At 71.5% G+C, this 15921-nt stretch carries 12 protein-coding genes; 2 read left to right on the top strand and 10 right to left on the bottom strand.

The features are described 5' to 3' along the window. The first annotated feature begins 49 nt into the window (after positions 1-49). Positions 50-2203 (top strand): transglycosylase domain-containing protein, encoded by a 2154-nt coding sequence (locus ACQP1P_RS10170; RefSeq protein ID WP_433085319.1) that lies wholly within the window; start codon positions 50-52, stop codon positions 2201-2203. Here ACQP1P_RS10170 and ACQP1P_RS10165 read toward each other — a convergent pair. The 5 genes from ACQP1P_RS10165 to ACQP1P_RS10145 all read right to left on the bottom strand — a co-directional run bounded on the left by ACQP1P_RS10165 (position 2166) and on the right by ACQP1P_RS10145 (position 7536). After that, positions 2166-3581 (bottom strand): MFS transporter, encoded by a 1416-nt coding sequence (locus ACQP1P_RS10165; RefSeq protein ID WP_433085317.1) that lies wholly within the window; start codon positions 3579-3581, stop codon positions 2166-2168. The two genes, ACQP1P_RS10170 and ACQP1P_RS10165, sit on opposite strands and share 38 nt — an antisense overlap. A gap of 525 nt (positions 3582-4106) precedes the next feature. Continuing rightward, on the bottom strand, positions 4107-4820 hold the full coding sequence (locus ACQP1P_RS10160) for an ABC transporter permease subunit (RefSeq protein ID WP_433085315.1): 714 nt from the start codon (positions 4818-4820) through the stop codon (positions 4107-4109). Beyond that, positions 4817-5731, bottom strand: coding sequence for an ABC transporter ATP-binding protein (locus ACQP1P_RS10155; RefSeq protein ID WP_433085313.1), 915 nt, complete (start codon positions 5729-5731; stop codon positions 4817-4819). Before ACQP1P_RS10155 ends, ACQP1P_RS10160 begins: the two co-directional genes overlap by 4 nt. Position 5732: 1 nt before the next feature. Then, complete coding sequence (locus tag ACQP1P_RS10150) at positions 5733-6599, bottom strand: ABC transporter permease (RefSeq protein WP_433085311.1); 867 nt, start codon at positions 6597-6599, stop codon at positions 5733-5735. After that, positions 6583-7536, bottom strand: coding sequence for an ABC transporter ATP-binding protein (locus ACQP1P_RS10145; protein WP_433085309.1), 954 nt, complete (start codon positions 7534-7536; stop codon positions 6583-6585). Before ACQP1P_RS10145 ends, ACQP1P_RS10150 begins: the two co-directional genes overlap by 17 nt. Before the next feature lie 99 nt (positions 7537-7635). On the opposite strand from ACQP1P_RS10145, the gene ACQP1P_RS10140 reads away from it, so the two are divergent. Beyond that, positions 7636-8838, top strand: a complete 1203-nt coding sequence (locus ACQP1P_RS10140) for a diguanylate cyclase (protein ID WP_433085307.1) — start codon at positions 7636-7638, stop codon at positions 8836-8838. An 831-nt stretch (positions 8839-9669) separates the two neighbouring features. Here the strand turns inward: ACQP1P_RS10140 and ACQP1P_RS10135 are convergent. The 5 genes from ACQP1P_RS10135 to ACQP1P_RS10115 form a co-directional block, all read right to left on the bottom strand. Beyond that, positions 9670-11034 (bottom strand): alkaline phosphatase family protein, encoded by a 1365-nt coding sequence (locus ACQP1P_RS10135; protein WP_433085305.1) that lies wholly within the window; start codon positions 11032-11034, stop codon positions 9670-9672. Between the two features lie 148 nt (positions 11035-11182). Continuing rightward, positions 11183-12331 carry a metabolite traffic protein EboE gene (gene eboE / locus ACQP1P_RS10130; protein ID WP_433085303.1) on the bottom strand — a complete coding sequence of 383 codons (1149 nt, stop codon included), beginning with the start codon at positions 12329-12331 and terminating at the stop codon, positions 11183-11185. Next, a complete protein-coding gene (locus ACQP1P_RS10125) occupies positions 12331-13179 on the bottom strand; it encodes a TatD family hydrolase (RefSeq protein WP_433085301.1) in 849 nt (282 codons plus the stop codon). Before ACQP1P_RS10125 ends, eboE begins: the two co-directional genes overlap by 1 nt. Further along, on the bottom strand, positions 13179-14075 hold the full coding sequence (locus tag ACQP1P_RS10120; protein ID WP_433085299.1) for an EboA domain-containing protein: 897 nt from the start codon (positions 14073-14075) through the stop codon (positions 13179-13181). The genes ACQP1P_RS10125 and ACQP1P_RS10120 overlap by 1 nt, the downstream gene beginning before the upstream one ends. Before the next feature lie 463 nt (positions 14076-14538). Then, complete coding sequence (locus ACQP1P_RS10115; protein ID WP_433085297.1) at positions 14539-15675, bottom strand: sugar phosphate isomerase/epimerase family protein; 1137 nt, start codon at positions 15673-15675, stop codon at positions 14539-14541. Between the last annotated feature and the right edge of the window lie 246 nt (positions 15676-15921).

The raw sequence follows: 15921 nt of genomic DNA, 5'->3' as shown, positions 1-15921 counted from the left end.
TGTGGTTTTTCACGTGTCGGCGGCGGCTCGATGGGGTAGGGCTTGGAGGGTGCGTCTGCGTCCCTTGCCGGCCCTGAGGGCCGCCGCCTCGTTGTTGCTGTGCGGACTGTTCGCCGGGGTGGTGGTCGCCGCGGCCACGTTCCCGGGACTCGCCTTCTCCGGCCTGGCCGCGAAGTCCGGGGCCGACACGTTCGAGGAGATCCCGAGCGATCTCGACGTGCTGCCCTCGCCACAGATCTCCTACATCTACGCCAGCGACGGCACGACGCTGCTGGCGATGATGTACGACGAGAACCGGCGCGACGTGCCGATCGCCGACGTGGCCCCGGTGATGCAGCAGGCCATGGTCGCGGCCGAGGACAACCGGTTCTACGAGCACAAGGGCGTGGACCTCAAGGGGGTCGCCCGCGCGTTCGTGAACAACGAGAACGGCGGCGACCAGCAGGGCGCCTCGACGCTGACGATGCAGTACGTGCGCCAGGCGACCTCCTACTCGGCCCGCACGCCGCAGGAGGTCGTCGACGCGACCGCGAAGACGCCGGCCCGCAAGCTCAAAGAGATGAAGCTGGCGATGGCGCTGGAGAAGAAGCTCACCAAGCAGCAGATCCTGGAGCGGTACCTCAACATCTCCACCTTCGGCCACGGCGCCTTCGGCATCTACGCGGCCGCGCACGTCTACTTCGGCAAGGACCCCAGGGACCTCACGCTCGCCGAGGCCGCGCTGCTGGCCGGGCTCGTGAAGGCGCCCTCGACGAACGACCCGGCGACCGCGGACGGGCTGCCGAAGGCGATCGGGCGGCAGGGGTACGTGCTCGACCAGATGGTGGCGATGAAGTACATCACGCCGCAGCAGCGCGACGAGGCCAAGGCGCAGAAGCTGACCATCGTGGGCCAGCGCACGCCCGAGGGCTGCGAGTCCGTGCAGCGCGGCGACCTGGGCGCCGGGTTCCTCTGCGACTATCTGCGCCGCTGGTGGGACGAGCAGCCCGCCTTCGGCGCCGACGCGTTCGACCGGGAGAACAAGCTGCGCTCGGGCGGGTACACCATCATCAGCTCGCTGAACGTGCAGACCCAGGCGGCGGCGTTCAAGTATGCGAAGAACCAGCCCGACGTCGGCTCGGCGAACGTGGGCCTGGGCAACCCGGAGGCGGTGATGGTCGCCGCCGTGGAGCCGGGCACCGGCCGGGTGCAGGCCCTGGCCACCAACCGCAACTTCAGCAACGACCAGAGCGGCAACGGCCAGAGCACCAACCCCGACCGCAAGGGCCAGAAGGGCAACTATCCGAACACCACGGTGCCCTTCATCACCGGCGGGCCGGACGTGCCCGGCTACCAGGCCGGCTCCTCGTTCAAGATCTTCACCGCGGTCGCCGCGATGGAGTCCGGGCTGGCGCTGTCGCACACCGAGGACGTGCAGGCGCAGTTCGTGTCCGACTACCCGATCAGCGCGAGCAGCCCCGCGGCGTGCAACGGCCCGCACTACTGCCCGAAGAACTCCGAGGGCGACCCGACCGGCACGTTCAACATGTGGCAGAGCTTCGGCATGTCGCTGAACACGTACTTCGTCCCGCTCGAGCAGCGCGTCGGCGCCGACCACGTGGTGGACGTGGCCAAGCGCCTCGGCATCCAGTTCCGCTCGTCGCAGGACGCGAACTTCGCCAAGGACGCCAAGCAGTGGGGCGCGTTCACCCTCGGCGTGTCGGACACGACGCCGCTGGACCTCGCCGGCGCCTACGCGGCCCTCGCCGCCGACGGCAACTACTGCGCGCCGACGCCGATCACCGAGATCCGCGACGTCAGCGGCAACAAGATCGACGCCGGGCAGCCGCAGTGCAAGCAGGCCGTCGATCCCGACATCGCGCGCGCGGCCGTGGACATGGCCCGGTGCCCGGTCGGCGACCAGTCCGCGTTCGGCGCCTGCCCCGGCAGCGGTACCGCCACGAACGTGCGCGGCGCCGTCGGCCGCCCGGTCGCGGGCAAGACCGGCACGACCGACAGCGGCAAGAGCGCGACGTTCGTGGCCATGACGAAGCAGCTGGCCGTGGCCGGGATCCTCACGGACCCGGACAACCCGCAGACCAACCGGACCATGTCGCACCCGGTCATCAACAACGCGGTGGCGTACACCCTGAAGGCCGCGCTGCAGGGTCAGCCCGTGGAGCAGTTCACCCCGCCGAGCCACCAGCGGGCGTTCGGGAACTGACCTCGGCGGCCGCCCGGCCCCGCAGCAGCTCGTGCACCTCGCGGATGTCCTTCGGCGAGGTGCGCGACGCCAGCCAGTACATGATCCCGGTCGGGATGAAGAAGACCTGGAACACGGCGAGCCCGATGGCCAGGTTCGCCGGCGGCGGGAACGAGCGCGCGAGGGCCGCGAACACGGCCCCGACGAGCCCGTTGCCGGCGGCCCGGCCGACGCCGTTGACGAGGTTGCCCATGGAGTACACCGTGCCGCGGTGCTCCGGCGGGTTGACGTCGGCGATGAGCGCGAACCAGTTCGGCGAGTTCGCCGAGGTCAGCGCCAGCGCCACCACGGCCAGCAGGAACGCCCCGAGCAGGCCGGGCGAGGTGAACAGCGAGCCCAGCACGATCTGCAGCGCCGGGCGGCCCCGCGGCTCGGGCAGGCCGATCGGGGCGAAGAACAGCAGCACGTACAGCGGGACGCCGGCCAGCATCCCGATCGCCGCCACCTTCGCCCGGCCGCCGAGGTCGCGCCGCTGCCAGCGGTCCCCGAGCAGCCCGCCGACGATCGACAGCACCCCGCCGAGCTGGAACATGATCGCCAGCAGCCCGCCGACGGCGATCGCGGTGCTCTCGTCGTAGCCCTGGGCCTCGGCCCGGGCCTGGAAGAGCCGCGGCAGCCAGACGAGCGACCCGAACGCGGCCTGGGCCGTGAGCCCCTGCAGCACGAGCCACACGTTCGTCCGCCGCGCCGCGATCCGGGGCAGGTCGGCCCGGGAGATGCGGTGCTCGTACTCCTCGCCGGCCGCGAACACCGCGGCGAGATCGGGTTCGCTCTGCCCGCGGCGGATGTCGGCGGTGGTGAAGTACCCGGCGCAGGCCACGACGCCGAGCACGGCCAGCACCGAGAACGGGACCTTCCAGTTCGTGCCGCCGAGCTGGCTGGCGACGAGGACCCCGGCGAGGGTGCCGACGCCCTGCGACAGTCCCCAGAGGCTCATGACCAGGCCCCGCCGCTTCGGCGAGATGAGGTCGCTGACCACGGAGAACCCGACCGAGCCGACGGCGCCGAGGCCCACGGCCGCGAACAGCTGGGCGGCCAGGAACGTCCAGTACCCGTCCGTGAGCACGGTCGCCCCGGTGCCGGCCGCCCAGATCAGCGTGCCGATCATGAGCACGGGTTTGCGGTCGGTCCGGTCGCCGGCGTACGCCCATGCGACGGCGGCCACGGCGGTGACGAGGTAGCTGACGGCGGTGACCACGCCGAGGGCGCCCTCGCCGACGCCGAGGGCGCGGCTGATGGGTGAGTAGAGGGGCGGGACGAGGCCGATCGCGACGTTGTCGAGCGAGGCCAGGACGATGAAGACGGCCACGCTGTAGACCCGATGCACGATCACACCCAACCATCGCCGTGCTGGGCCGCGCCACTCGGGCCTCGCCGGGGCGCCGGCGGGTTTCCCGAAATGTCGGACACTTCGTGATCCGACATTTCGGACTTATGCCCTGTCGGCGGGTCATATATGCGATAAGTCGTGGCACGGAGTGCCCGACTTATCGTTTCCGCAGGTCACGGCGGTTTGAAGGCGCTTGTTCCGCGGCTCAGCTCGACAGCGTTCCGGAGGGACATCCCAGGCCGGCCGGGTGGGCGCCGCCGTGGTGCCGCTACGCGGAAAAGGCGAAGGCGCTTGCTCCGCGGCTCAGCGCGACAGCGTTCCGGAGGGACATCCCAGGCCGGCCGGATGGGCGCCGCCGTGGTGCCGCTACGCGGAAAAGGCGAAGGCGCTTGCTCCGCGGCTCAACGCGACAGCGCTCCGGACGGACACCCCAGGCCGGCCGGATGGGCGCCGCCGTGGTGCCGCTACGCGGAAAAGGCGGCGGCGCGCTCCCGTGGTGCTGGAGCGCGCCGCCGCCGGTGCCGGCAGCCGGGATCAGCCGGTCTCCCCCGCGACCGAGAGCGTCCGCAGCCGCTGGATCGCGTAGGCCGTCGAGGCCACCGTGAACACCGCCGCCATCACGCAGCTCAGCGGCACCGCCACGTTGCCGTGCAGCAGGTCCGTCGGGGCGAGCCAGTCGACGATCGCCTGCACGTACTGCTGGATCGACAGCTTCTGCGTCCCCGTCAGGATGTTGCCCAGCACGCCCTCCCACAACACCACGTACGCCAGCCCCACGAGCACCGGCCGCCGGGTCACGACGCTGAGCAGCAGGAAGATCGAGCAGTACGCGAGCGAGCCGATCACCCCGCCGACGAAGAGCGCGAAGGCCAGCGGCGGCTGGCCGGCGATCAGGCCCACGATGAACAGCGGCACGCCGGCGAAGAGGGCGGTGACGCCGGTCGCCACGGCGAGCTTGGTGAAAATGATCTCCGAGCGCGGGAGCGGCTTGCTCAGGATGTGCGTGATGGTCCCGTCGTCGATCTCCGAGCCCAGGACGCCGGTGCCGATGATGAGGGCGATCACGGGCAGTACCGCGGAGAAACCGAGGCCGCCGATGACCCCCTCGCCCCACTCGGCCGGGTCCGGGCCGAACGCCTTGACGATCAGCGTGAGGCCGATGAGCAGCAGCGGGAGCGGCACCAGCAGCCAGATCCGGCGGCGGCCCAGCAGGCCCCGGGCGGTGATCATCGCGACAGTGGTGTTCATGAGGCACCCACCAGGTAGGAGAAGACGCTTTCCAGGGACTCGTCGGCCGGGATGAGGCGGCGCACCCGGACGCCCTCCTTGAGCGCGACGCGCGGCAGGGCACGGGTGAACGTGCCGTAGTCCGACGCGCGCACCTGCAGGCCGGTCGCGTCGATGTCGACGCCCGCGACGGATCCCAGGGTCATCAGGGCGACCGCGAGGCGCCGGTCGTCGCTGGAGCGGATGGTGAACACGTGCGGGCGGTTGGTCATCAGCCGCCGGATGGTGCGGAACTCGCCCGAGGCGGCGAGGCGGCCGGCCACCATGACCTGCACGGTGCCGGAGACCTGCTCGACCTCCTCCAGGATGTGCGAGGAGAACAGGACCGTGCGGCCCTCGTCGCCCATCTTGTGCAGCAGGTCCATCATGTGGAAGCGCTGCCGCGGGTCCATGCCGTTGAAGGGCTCGTCGAGCAGCAGGACGCTCGGCTCGTGCACGAGCGCGGCCGCCACCCGGATGCGCTGGCGCATGCCCTTGCTGTACGTCTCGATCCGGCGGTCCTGGGCCGGCTCCATCTCCACGAGGGCGAGCGCCCGGCGGGCGGCCTCCTCCGGGTTGGCGAGCCGGAACAGCTTGGCGCTGGCGAGCACGAACTCGTGACCGGTCAGGAAGCCGTGCACGCTCTCCCGCTCGGAGACGAGGCCGAGCGTGCGGTACACGTCGGGATTGCGCCAGGTCGGGGCGCCGTCCACGGTCAGCGTGCCGCGCGACGGGGCGAGGAAGCCCGACATCATGTGCAGCAGGGTCGTCTTGCCGGCCCCGTTCGGGCCCAGCAGGCCGGTGACGCCCGGCCCGAGGCTCATGGTGACGTCGTTGACGGCGACCACGTTGCCGTACCACCGCGAGACGTGCTGCAGGTCGACGGTACTCATGTCAGGCGGCCACCTTCCGGTAACGCAGCAGCAGGAGCCCGACGGAACCGGCGAGCAGGATGAGCGCGCCGGCGCCGTACACCGGGCCGAGGTTGCCGATCGGCAGCCGGTTGTTCCCCTCGACGCCGAAGACCCACTGTTCGAGGCCGAGCATCATGGTCATCGGGTTGGCCATGAACGAGAGCTTGGCCAGGGTGGCGTTGCCCAGGAAGTTCAGGATGCCCACGATCGGCGAGGTGATGAGGAAGACGCCGACGATGAACGCCGCGGCGAACGCGCGCCGGCCGGTCAGCGAGGCGACCAGCAGCGAGACGCCGGCCAGGATCAGCGCGCGGATGAACGAGGCGGCCAGGCCCGGGGCCAGGTCCCCCAGCTCGTGCCAGGCGCCGGAGAAGCCGTCGGTGCGCGTGAACACGGCCCCGATGTAGATCAGCAGCTGCGGCACGCCCAGGAGCAGCAGCACGGCGGTGACCAGCGCGGCGAACTTGGACAGCGCGTAGTCGGTGCGGGCGAGGGGGCGGGAGAAGTACAAGGGAAGCGTTCGATCGCGCAGGTCCCGCGACACGAGCTCGGGGGCCACGATGGCCAGGAAGAGCATGACCGGGTAGCTCAGCCCGGCGACATAGTCGCGGTACGACATCAGGGTCTGGCCGCTGATCGACCGGTAGGCGATGACGACCACGGCCACGAGCAGCACGATGCCGATGATCATCCAGGGGAAGATCTTGGCCTTGGCCCCGCGCCCGATGCCGAACGCGGCGCGCACGCTGTGCTCGTAGAGGGAGCGGTTGGCGTACCACCGGCCGAGCCGCGGTCCCGTGTATCGCTGATAGCCGATGTCGTGGATGACACTAGTCTGCGGCGCCACGGCCGGCCTCCTGAGCGCTCAGCGCGGGTGCGGTGACGGAGTGGGTCTGGAACAGCTCGGCCACGCGGTGGCGGCGCTGGTCGAGCCGGTGCAGCGGCAGGTCGAGCTCGGCGACCGCGACGAGGATCCGGTCGTACACGTCCTCGGAGTCCAGCGGCACGGTGAGCGCGGCCCCGTCGCGGCCGGCCGGGATGCCCAGCTCCGCGAGGCGCGCGGTGAGCTGCTCGACGCCCTCGGACACCTCGACGGTGAGCACGTCGCGGCTCGTCGTCATGTCCTCGACCGACGCCGAGCGCAGCAGCCGCCCGCCGTCGATGGCGATGATCGAGTCGCAGATGCGCTCGACCTCGCCGAGCAGGTGCGAGCAGACCACGATGGAGATGCCGAACTCGGTGCCGATGCGGTGCACCAGCTCCAGCATGGCGTCGCGGCCGGCCGGGTCGAGGCCGTTCGTCGGCTCGTCCAGCAGCAGCAGGTCGGGGTCGTGGGCCAGGGCCTGCGCCAGCTTGACGCGCTGCTTCATGCCGGTCGAGTAGCCGCCGATCTGACGGTACCGCTCCTCGTAGAGCCCGACGTGGCGCAGCGCCTCGGAGGCGCGCTCGCGGGCGGCCGTGGCGGGCAGGCCGCTCATCCGCGCGAGGTGAGTCACGAACTCCGCGGCCGAGACCTCGCCCGGCAGGCAGTCGTGCTCCGGCATGTACCCGACCCGCGACCGCACGTCCTCGGCGTTCGTGGTCGGGTCGAGCCCGAGGACCCGCAGTTCGCCCGTGGTCGGCGGCAGCAGGCCCAGCATGATCTTGATGAAGGTGGACTTCCCGGCGCCGTTGGCCCCGACGAGGCCGATGATCCCCGGCTCCACCGCCAGGGTCAGGTCCGACAGGGCGGTGACGCCACCCCCGTAGCGCTTCGTCAGCGCACGCGTCTCGATGAGTGTCACGTCGGGAAGACTACGGACCGTGCACCCCCCCGACTATCCGGAACGCACCTGAAAGCCATTCCTTAGGGGTTCTACCTGTGATACTTCTCAGGTTCGCCCATGGCTCAGGTCAGGGCCCGGACCGTCGAGTCAAACCCCGTGCAATCGTTCCAGGTCGACGACGCGCTCGTGCGCATGCGGCGCAGCCTGGAGTGGGCCGGCATCATCAGCCGCGCGGCCGCGGTGCTGTGGATCGCCCTGAGCCTCACCGTGTTTCCCCGTGTGCCGGGGATGTCGACGGTACTGGGCATCGCCGCCGCCGTCGCCGAGGCGCTCATCAACCTGCTGGGCGTGCACGCGCTGCGCAGCGTGGGCCGCCGCCGCTACCCGCACATCAGCGCCGTGCTCCTGGCCGTCGACACCGCGGCGATCATCGCCATGGTCTACAGCTCGGCGGCCTCACCCGACCTCGTCTTCTGGCCGCTGCTCATCATCCCGATCATCGTCGGCGCCTACCGGCACCAGCTCACGGGCGCGCTGACGGTCTTCGCGGCCGAATCGGTCGCGGGGATCCTCCTTTATCTGTACTCGCCGCAGATCGCCGGCCACCAGGTGCCGGCCGATCTCGTCAGCGTCGCGCCCGGCCTCGAGCTCGTGGTGGCGGTCCTGACCGGGCTGCTGTCGCGGGCGCACCACAACCATCTCGGCCAGCTGGCCGCGGCCCGGGCCAGCCTGCGCGAACAGGCGGCGGGACTGCGCGAACAGGCACTGCACGACCCGCTCACGGGCCTGGGCAACCGGCATCTGCTGCACGAACATGCGCGCAGCACCGTGCACCCCGGCGTGCCCGCGTCCGTGCTCGTCCTCGACCTCGACGGGTTCAAGGCGGTCAACGACACGCTGGGACACGCCGCGGGCGACGAGTTGCTGCGGGTGATGGCGGCGCGGCTGCGCGCGGAGGTGCGCGACCACGACCTGGTCACCCGGCTCGGCGGCGACGAGTTGCTGCGGGTGATGGCGGCGCGGCTGCGCGCGGAGGTGCGCGACCACGACCTGGTCACCCGGCTCGGCGGCGACGAGTTTCTGGTGCTGCTGCACGACACGGACGCGCACCGCGCCCACGAGGTGGCGGCGCGGCTGCGCGCGTCGCTCACGGAGCCGGTACGCCTGGGCGCGGGGACGGTGTCGGTGGACGCGAGCATCGGCACCGCAACCGCGCGCGACGGCGACTTGGACAACCTGATGCGCGTGGCGGACGCGGAGATGTATCGCATCAAGTCCGCGCATCACCTGTTGCGGGCGGAGGCGGCCGTAGCTCCCTGACCTCGTGCCCGCAGGTTGACCACTTGCGTTCGTCCGCGCGGGCACCGGCACGCACGGCAGGCGGGATGACCTCTTGCTTTGTCCATGCGGCCACCGGCGCGGCCTCTCGCTTTCCATGCGGGCACCGGTGCGGCCTCTTGCTTTGTCCATGCGGGCACCGGCGCGGCCTCTTGCTTTGTCCATGCGGGCACCGGCGCGGCCTCTTGCTTTCCATGCGGGCACCGGCGCGGCCTCTTGCTTTGTCCATGCGGGCACCGGCGCCGCCGCAGGCCGGCTGACCTCTTGCGTCGTCAATGCAGGCACGGGCACGGACGCAGGCCGGGCTGACCTCTTGGCCGCCGCCACGCGAGCGCAGGCGCCGCCCCGGACGCGGGCCGGTTGACTCCCCCATCTCGACCACAGGAACGCGCAACGATCGACCCCTTGATCGCTGCACATCGACCACTTGATCGCTGCTCCGCGTGTGCAGGCGCGGGCCGGTTGACCTGTGCCCCCGGTCACGCGTCCTCAGGCGGGTCCGGGCGCCGCAGTGGACCCACCCCGTCACATCACGCCCGCGCACAGCCGCCTGCACATTCGCGCAGACAGGAGGCCAACCGCCTCAGCAACCCGACCCTGTCACGCCCGCGCACAGCCGCCCGCACATTCGCGCAGACAGGAGGCCAACCGCCTCAGCAACCCGACCCTGTCACGCCCGCGCACAGCCGCCCGCACATTCGCGCAGACAGGAGGCCAACCGCCTCAGCAACCCGACCCGGTCACGCCCGCGCACAGCCGCCCGCACATTCGCGCAAACGGGCGGCGGCCAGGCGCCTCAGCAGACGTGTCGCCTCACTCCCGCGCGCCGTCCCCCTCGAGCAGGCGCATCAGCAAACCCTTGACCTCGGTCGCATGGACGCGGGCCGGAGCGACCGCCGGATCGTCGCAGAGCCAGACCGGCCCGTCGGCGGAATCGGCCGGCAGCAGCCCGTGAGAGCCCCGGACCGCCCGCGCACCCGCGTCCAGCCCAACGGCACTCATCCGATACCGCAGCCCCAGCTTCTTCCTGGCCAGCGCGAGTCCCGCCCGAGCCTTCGCCGCCCCCGGCCCGGCCGGATCGAAGAACAGCTCCGCGGGGTCGTAGCCAGGCTTGCGGTGAATCTCGACAAGCTGCGCGAAGTCAGGCGCCCGCGCGTCGTCGAGCCAGTAGTAGTACGTGAACCACGCGTCCGGCTCGGCGAGCAGCACCAGCTCACCGGAGCGCTCGTGCCCGAGCCCGTCCCGGATCTCGCCGACACCCGGCAGCTGCTCGCACACCTTGCGTACCTCTGGCACATCCCGCGCGTCACGAACATAAACGTGCGCGATCTGGTGATCGGCGACGGCGAACGCGCGCGACGTCCACGGGTCGAGATACTCCATCCCGTCCTGCGTGTGCACGTTCAGCCAGCCCTCCGAGCGCAGCAGCCGGTTGATGTCCACCGGCCGGCGCACATCCGTGATGCCGTACTCGGAAAGCGCCACAATCGTGCGTCCACTCTCGCGCGCCGCGCGCAGCAGCGGCGCGATCACCGTGTCGAGCTCGGCCGCGGCCCGCTCGGCCCGCGGGTCGGACGGCCCGTAGCGCTGCAGGTCGTAGTCGAGGTGCGGGAGGTACACGAGGGTCAGGTCGGGGTTCTTGGCGGCCATGATCCGCTCGGCGGCCCGCGCGATCCACGAGGACGAGGGCAGGCCGGCGGTCGGCCCCCAGTACGTGAACAGCGGAAACGGCCCCAGATCGGCGACCAGCTCGTCGTGCAGCTCGGGCGGGTACGTGTAGCAGTCGGGCTCCTTGCGCCCGTCCGCGTAGTAGATCGGCCGCGGGGTGACGGTCCAGTCGACGTCGGCGCCCATCGCGTACCACCAGCAGACGTTCGCGACGGTGAACCCGGGCTCGGCCCGCCGGACGGTGTCCCACAGCTTCTCACCGCCGACGAGCGCGTTGTGCTGGCGCCACAGGAGGACCTCGCCGAGATCGCGGAAGTACCACCCGTTGCCGACGATCCCGTGCCCCGACACCGGCTCGCCGGTCAGGAACGTCGACTGCACCGAGCACGTGACCGCGGGCAGCACCGGCTCGAGCGGCACCGCTGCACCAACGCTCATCAGGTTCGGCATGTGCGGCAGCAGCCGCGGCGTCAAACCGACAACATCGAGCACCAGCAACTGACGGCTCATGCAAAGACCTCCCCTTCGCTCCGGCCCCGGCCCGCGCGGCGACCGGCTTGCACAGCACTTCGCCGCGGACCGCGCACGCCCGCGGCCCCGGGAGCCGACGACCCATGCCGCCACGACCACGCGGCGACCGACGGGCCCGACGGGCCGCTCATCCCTTCAACCCCAGGTCATGCAGGGTGTCGCGGGTCCAGGCGAGCTCGGCGGCCATCCCGTGGGCCAGCTCACGCGCGCTCTCCGGGCGGCGCTCGGCGGGCAGGACGCCCCAGGTGTACGTCTCCACCTCGAGGTGGTCGCAGGCCGCGACCGGACCGCCGACGAGGACCCCGAGCCCGGCCCGCAGCACCGGCGTGGTCGAACGCAACGGCGGCTCCGGCTCCGCGTGCAACGGCACGTGGTAGTGCACCCGCCACGGCTCCCCGCCCGCCTCGGCCGAGGCCAGGGCCTCGTCGAGGTCGTCGTAGGAGTGCCGGCAGCCGGCCGTGCGGGTCTGGTGCAGGAAGCGCGGCTCGGCGTACCGGGCCACGACCTCCCGGGCACCGGCGGGGTCGGCGACCTCCAGCGCGGCCGAGACCTGGACCTTCACCACCGGCAGCCCGGCGCGGGCGAGCCGCTGCACCGCCGCGACCGGGTCCTCCCACTGGCAGGCGAGGTGGGCCAGGTCGACGCAGACGCCGAGCCAATGCCGGTCGACCCGGGCCAGGTGCACGGTGGCCTGCAGCGTGTTCTCGATGACGCAGCCGGGCTCCGGCTCGAACGCGACCCGCACGGCGCGCCCGGTGAGCGCCTCCAGCCCGGCCAGCCCCTGCGCGAGCGCGTCGAGGGCCCGGCCGACCCGGGCCGCCTGCGGGCCGTCCCACGGTTCGCGCCAGCCCAGCGGAAGCGTGGAGATGGAGCCGCGGGCGGCGTCGTCGGGCATCAGGTCCACAAGAATCCTTGCCAGATCCAGGGTGTACCGCAGGCGCGCCGGATCGGCCCAGTCCGGGAAGTACACGGCGCGCTTGACGACCGGAGCGTGGAACGCGCCGTACGGGAAACCGTTGAGCGTCACCACCTCCAGGCCGCGCGCGTCGAGCTCGCGGCGCAGCCGGCGGCGGGCGGCCCCGTCCGCGGCGAGTTCGGCGGCGACGCCGGCGCTGAGCCACAGGCCGAGGCCGAGCAGGTCGGTGCCGAGCCGTTCGCGCATGGGCGTGGCGTAGGTGCCCAGTTGCGCGACGATGCCGTCGAGGTCCTCGGCGGGGTGGACGTTGGTGCCGTACGCCAGGTGGACCGTCTGCCCGTCGGGGTGCCGCAGCCGCATCACTCGCCCCCGCGCCGGATCGAGTTGCCCTCGTGGGTCTCCGCTGTGTCCACAGTGGAGAAGTCCAGCTTCTTGGACTGTCCGTAGAACTCGACCGGATTGCGCCACAGGACACGGTCCACGTCGTCGTCGGAGAACCCGGCGGCCAGCATTGCTTCACCGGTACTTCTCGTCAGCAGCGGATCCGATCGCCCCCAGTCGGCGGCGGAGTTGACGAGCATGCGTTCCAGCCCGTACTCGCGCAGGATGTGCACCATCCGCTCGGCCGTCATCTTCGTCTCCGGGTAGATGGAGAACCCCATCCAGCAGCCGGACTCGGCCACCGCCGCGACCGTGACCTCGTTGAGGTGGTCGACGGCGACCCGGCCGGGCTCCAGCCCGGACTCGCGCACGACGGCGAGCGTACGTGCAGTACCACGCGCCTTGTCCCGGTGTGGCGTGTGCACGAGCGCCGGAAGTTCGTGCTCGATTGCGAGCGCGAGCTGCGCGGCGAAGACCTCGTCCTCGGCCGGCGTCATCGAGTCGTAGCCGATCTCGCCCACCGCGACGACGCCGTCCTTCTCGAGATAGCGCGGGAGCACGTCGAGCACCTCGCGGCAGCGCGGGTCGTTGGCCTCCTTCGGGTTGAGCGCGATCGTGGCGTGGTGGCGGATGCCGAACTGGCTCGCGCGGTACGGCTCCCACCCGACGAGCGAGTCGAAGTAGTCGGTGAACGAGCCCACGCTGGTGCGGGGCTGGCCGAGCCAGAACGCGGGCTCGACGAGGGCCTGCACGCCGGCCGCGGCCATACGCTCGTAGTCATCGGTGGTACGCGAGGTCATGTGGATGTGGGGGTCGAAGATGCGCATCACTGTCCCCTCTCCTGGAGTCGCTGGATCAAGGCTTCGGCGCCGCCGGCCATCGTGCGGCTCTCCCGGACTCGCTGGTCCAACGCTTCGGCACCGCCGGCCATCGTCCGGCTCTCCCCGAGCCGCTGGTCCAACGCGTCGGCGCCGCCGGCCATCGTGCGGCTCTCCCGGACTCGCTGGTCCAACGCTTCGGCACCGCCGGCCATCGTCCGGCTCTCCCCGATCCGCTGGTCCAACGCGTCGGCGCCGCCGGCCATCGTGCCGCCCTCCTGCAGTCGCTGGTTCAACGCTTCGGAGTCGCCGGGCATCGTCCGGCTCCCCCGGAGTCGCTGGATCAACGCTTGGGCGTCGGCGGGCATGGTGCGGCCGGCGGCGCGGCGCTCCTCGGCCAGGCCCGCGAGCATGACGCCCAGCTCGGCGTCGGCCCGCTCGTCGAGGTCGGCCACCTGGTCGAGCGGGAGCTGCATGAAGACGGCCTTGAGCACGCCCTGCCGCCACGCGGCCGCGTCGAGGTGCCGGGCGGCCGGCCCCAGCGCGGCGGCGACGAGCCGCGCGTCGTTCGTGCGCAGCGCGTCCTCAAGGAGGGGCGTCACCGTGTCCGCTTCCGGCTCGAGCAGCGCAAGAGCGCGCAGAATCGCGCGTTTCTCGGCGGCGTCGCCGTGGCGGTACAGCTGCGGGATCTCGCTCTGGTCCCGCAGTCGCGTCAGCAGCAGCACCCGGGCGGCGTCATCGACGCTCCAGCCTGGCGGTTCTTTGAGCATCCAGCGCCCGCAGCGGCGGCCGACGGCCGGGAACAGCCGGCCGATCGCGGCCGGCTGACGGGCCACGGTCTCCAGCGCGGTGTCCAGCCAGACGGTGTCGGCGAGCTCGGCGCGCAGTCCTGAAATGAGGTTCACGTGGCCTCCTTGGCTTTGGTCGCGCAGTCCCGTCGCGGCTTCACCGGGCTTCCTCGGCGAATCGCACGGTGCGGTCGATCATTTCCGCCGCGCTGTCCACGGCGCCACGCTGACCCGATAGCGCAGTCCGTTGCTCTTTTCGCGGCACCACGCAGCGCCACCCTGACCGACCGCGCAGTCCGGTCCCTCACTTCCACCGCGCTGTCCACAGCGCCACCCTGATCCGATAGCGCAGTCCGTTGCGCGTTTCGCAGCGCCACCCTGACCGACCGCACAGTCCGGTCCCTCACTTCCACCGCGCTGTCCACAGCGCCACCCTGGCCCGATAGCGCAGTCCGTTGCGCGTTTCGCAGCGCCACCCTGACCGATCGCGCAATGCTTCGCGCGTCCCGCGGTGCCCCGCTGGCCTGTTCGCACAGTCCGTTGCTCGTTTCACCATGCCTCGCCGACCTGGTTGCGCGGTTCACAGCGCCTCCTTGGCCTTTTCGCGCAGGAACGCCAGCGAATCCCGAGCGACGGACGGGGCGGCGTGGCTGTGCCGGGGCAGCTCGACCGCGATCAGCCCCCCGTACCCGATGTCGGCCAACGCCCGCAGCACCGGCGGGAAGTCGACCTCACCCTGCCCGAACTCAAGGTGCTCGTGCACACCGCGGCGCATGTCATCGATCTGCACGTTCACGAGCGAACCGGCCGCTTTTCGCACACATTCGTCAGCCGGCACCGGCTCCAGACACCGGCAGTGCCCGATGTCGAGCGTGAGTCCGAAGTGCACGGGCGCCCCGAGATCGGCCCGCAGCCGCTCCCAATCGGCCATCGACTCCACGAGCATCCCCGGCTCCGGCTCGAAGCCGAGCATCATCTCGGCCCCCTCGGCCGCAGCCAGGACCTCGGCGCACCCGCCGACGAGCCGCCGCCAGGCCTCGTCGCGGGCCAGGCTATCGCGCGGCACCCCGGCCCAGAAGCTGACGGCCTCGGCCCCGAGATCAGCCCCGATCCGCACCGCGCGGCGCAGGAACTCCAGCCGCGGCCCGGGCTCGTCGTCGATCAGCGTGGGAGCATGCTTGTGCCAGGGATCGAGCAGGTAGCGCGCGCCGGTCTCGATCACCACGCCGAGCCCGAGCTGGCTGAGCCGGTGACTGACCTCGCGCACGTGGCGAGCGACACCGGCGTCGAACGGGTCCAGGTGATGATGGTCGAGAGTGAGCGCCACGCCGTCGTACCCGAGACCGGCGATGACCGCGAGCGCATCGTCGAGCCGGTGATTGCTGAAGCCGTTGGTGCCGTAGCCGAACCGGAGCGCGCTCACGCCACCCACCTCTTCCTTTCCGCCGGCGCCCCGCTGGAGACCACCGCGCTTGGAGCCACCGCGCCCGAGGCCGCCGCGCCCGAGGCCGCCGCGCCCGAGGCCGCCGCGCCCGAGGCCGCCCCACCGGAGACCAACCCACCCGACGCCAACCCGCTGGAAGCCGCGACAGTCGAGGCCAGCCCACCGGCGATCGCCGCAGCCGAGTCCGGCCCGCACGATGCCGCCGCAACCGACTCCGACCGACCCGCAGCCGCCGTGCCCGCAGACATCGCCGTCCGCGGCGAGGTGGCGCACGCTCCTCCGCACGCACCCGCCCGAGTCGCCGTTCGCTCACTCGATCGCATTGCCTCCCGCCCGATCGCGGCCGCCACCGCTCGCTCAGCCGAGCCCGTCGCCTTGTGCGCAAACGCGCAAGCCGACACCCGCTCAATCGTTCGCGTCGCCTTGTGCGCAAACGCGCAAGCCGACACCCGCTCAATCGATTGCGTCGCCTTGTGCGCAAACGCGCAAGCCGACACCCGCTCAATCGATTGCGTCGCC

It is taken from the genome of Dactylosporangium sp. CA-052675 (assembly GCF_050947935.1).
GTDB lineage: Bacteria > Actinomycetota > Actinomycetes > Mycobacteriales > Micromonosporaceae > Dactylosporangium.
Note: the sequence above shows the minus strand (reverse complement) of the source record. Positions and strands in the feature narration are given on the sequence as shown.

Excerpts from the sequence above, each read along its gene's own strand:
- ACQP1P_RS10125 (WP_433085301.1), bottom strand. The coding sequence starts at position 13,179 with ATGCGCATCTTCGACCCCCACATCCACATGACCTCGCGTACCACCGAT.
- ACQP1P_RS10140 (WP_433085307.1), top strand. The coding sequence starts at position 7,636 with ATGGCTCAGGTCAGGGCCCGGACCGTCGAGTCAAACCCCGTGCAATCG.
- ACQP1P_RS10155 (WP_433085313.1), bottom strand. The coding sequence starts at position 5,731 with ATGAGTACCGTCGACCTGCAGCACGTCTCGCGGTGGTACGGCAACGTG.
- ACQP1P_RS10135 (WP_433085305.1), bottom strand. The coding sequence starts at position 11,034 with ATGAGCCGTCAGTTGCTGGTGCTCGATGTTGTCGGTTTGACGCCGCGG.
- ACQP1P_RS10160 (WP_433085315.1), bottom strand. The coding sequence starts at position 4,820 with ATGAACACCACTGTCGCGATGATCACCGCCCGGGGCCTGCTGGGCCGC.
- eboE (WP_433085303.1), bottom strand. The coding sequence starts at position 12,331 with ATGCGGCTGCGGCACCCCGACGGGCAGACGGTCCACCTGGCGTACGGC.